This window comes from Roseomonas sp. KE2513, assembly GCF_016107305.1.
Classification (GTDB): Bacteria; Pseudomonadota; Alphaproteobacteria; order Acetobacterales; family Acetobacteraceae; genus Roseomonas.
Genome location: NZ_RCVR01000122.1, coordinates 1 through 2,061, shown reverse-complemented (window position 1 = coordinate 2,061; position 2,061 = coordinate 1). Strand labels below are relative to the sequence as shown.

Genomic DNA, 2,061 nt, shown 5'->3' with positions numbered 1-2,061 from the left:
GCCGGACTCTGGATCCGGGACGCCGGAAATCTCGACATGGAATTCGTCAGCCCATCGGTCGGCACGATCTACGGGGTCCCGGAGGATACCCTTCTCGGCGATGTCAGGCGCTGGGCCGCGCTGATCGTGCCCGAGGATCGCGAGGCAGCCTTCAGGCACTTAGAGGCGGCGAGAAAGGGCGAAGTAGCCGTTCAGGACTTCCGGGTCATTCGTCATTCGGACGGTGCCTTCCGTTGGATACGAAACACCGCCTTTCCGCTGCGGAACGACTGCCAGATCGGACGCGTGGGCGGGATCACGCAGGACATCACCGAAACGCGGCAGTTGACCGAACACCGGGGCGTGCTGCTGGCCGAACTTCAGCACCGCGTGCGCAACATCATGGCGATGACACGATCCCTGGCCAATCGAACGGCGCGGGGTGCCGGGAGTGTAGAGGAGTACCGCCTACGCCTGGAAGGTCGGCTGCTCGCGCTGTCCCGTGTCCAGACCCTCTTAACGCGAGAGGCGAACGCCGGCGGCTCGCTGCGGGATATCATCGAGAGCGAGGTTGCTGCCCAGGCGCACCATACCGATCGATACGAACTGGTTGGTCGGGACATCGCCCTCGCGCCGAAAGCCGTGGAAGTGCTCACGCTCGTGTTCCACGAGCTGGCCACCAACGCCCTGAAGTACGGCGCCCTTTCGACACCCAATGGCCGCCTGACGGTCACGTGGTCGCCTGTGGAGAGGCGTGGGGGAAATGGATGGTGCTGGACTGGACCGAGAGAGGTGCTCCCCTGCGCGAACCATCTGGGCGCAGAGGTTTTGGAAGCGAGCTGGTCGAGGGGCTTGTCCCCTATGAGTTAGGCGGCCTCGGCGGGATCACGATAGGGCCGGGCGGTGTGTCCTGCCACCTGGAGTTGCCGCTCAGGCAGGCCGAGAGCATCCTGGAGACGGACGCTCCGCAGCCTATCACCATTTTCGGAAGCGCAATCGACATGACCGGCAGTGCGGACCTGAGCGGGCGCAAGGTCCTGATCGTTGAGGATGACTACTTCCTGGCGGGCGACACCGCCGCGGCGCTGCGAGGGGCAGGTGCCGAGGTACTCGGGCCTTGCCCGAGCGAGAGTGCGACACTCGATCTGCTGGAGATCTCAACCCCAATTCATGCCGTGCTGGACCTGAACCTGGGTGGTGGAGGTCCTCAGTTTGGAATAGCGCAGACGCTGAAGCAGCGGGGCGTACCGTTCATCTTCCTTACCGGGTACGATCCGAACGTGATTCCGCCCGACTTGGCCGATGTTGTGCGGTTACAAAAACCCGTCCCATTCCGCACGATCGTCGAGGCCAGTGGGCAGCTCAGATCTACGGCTGCTCTCCCTCCGGCGCCTCTCGGAAGCGGACCTTCCGGTTCCGGCCAAACCCGGACATTCGGTGGCAGTCTGCTCAGGGCGAACCTGGCCGACCGGCAGCTATGCTCCGAGCCGTTCGATGACCCGAGCCACGGTTGTGTGGGTCCAGACCCCTCCTCCCTGCGGCGTTGGTACGCCCCTCGCCCTCAGTGCCCGCGCAAGCCCCAGGTGAGTGGCGATGCCCTCCGCCCGGAGTGCCTCCACTTCCAAAGCGAGCCGATGTGCGGTGCGGACCGCCTCCTCCTGGCGCGCCGCTGCGGCTGCGACGGCACAAGGTGGGCGTGGAGGCTCCAGCCCCGATCGCCACCCAACACCGCTCCCCTCGCCCGGGCCGCCGCCAGCGCCGCCCGCGTGCGTTCCGAAATTAGCTCCCGCTCCTTCTGCGCCATCGCGGCGTAGACCCGCATCATCAGGTCGTCAGCACCGGGCATGTCGGCGGCCCGGATAGAGATACCCTCCTCCAGCAGGCTCGACTGCGTGTGGGCACGCCGGGTGATCCGATCCAGCGTTGCGGCTACCAAGACCGCCCCGAGCTGCCGGCACCGGGTCAGTGCCGCCTGGAACCCAGGCCGGCGATCGTCCTTGCCCGAGGCGATGTCCTGGTGCTCAGCCACCAGCGTCCAGCCCTCGCGCTCGATGAACGCTCGGACGCTCGCCTGCTGGGCTT

Annotated in this window: 2 protein-coding genes; one reads left to right on the top strand and one right to left on the bottom strand. The window is 66.1% G+C overall.

Going from position 1 to position 2,061, the window contains the following annotated elements; all coding sequences use genetic code 11:
- Positions 1 to 849: sensor histidine kinase (locus D9599_RS30495; protein ID WP_232481143.1), on the top strand; the 849-nt coding region annotated here is incomplete at its 5' end.
- A 691-nt stretch (positions 850 to 1,540) separates the two neighbouring features.
- Here D9599_RS30495 and D9599_RS32180 read toward each other — a convergent pair.
- Positions 1,541 to 2,061 (bottom strand): recombinase family protein (locus tag D9599_RS32180; RefSeq protein WP_198385093.1); only part of this gene is annotated, 521 nt, incomplete at its 5' end.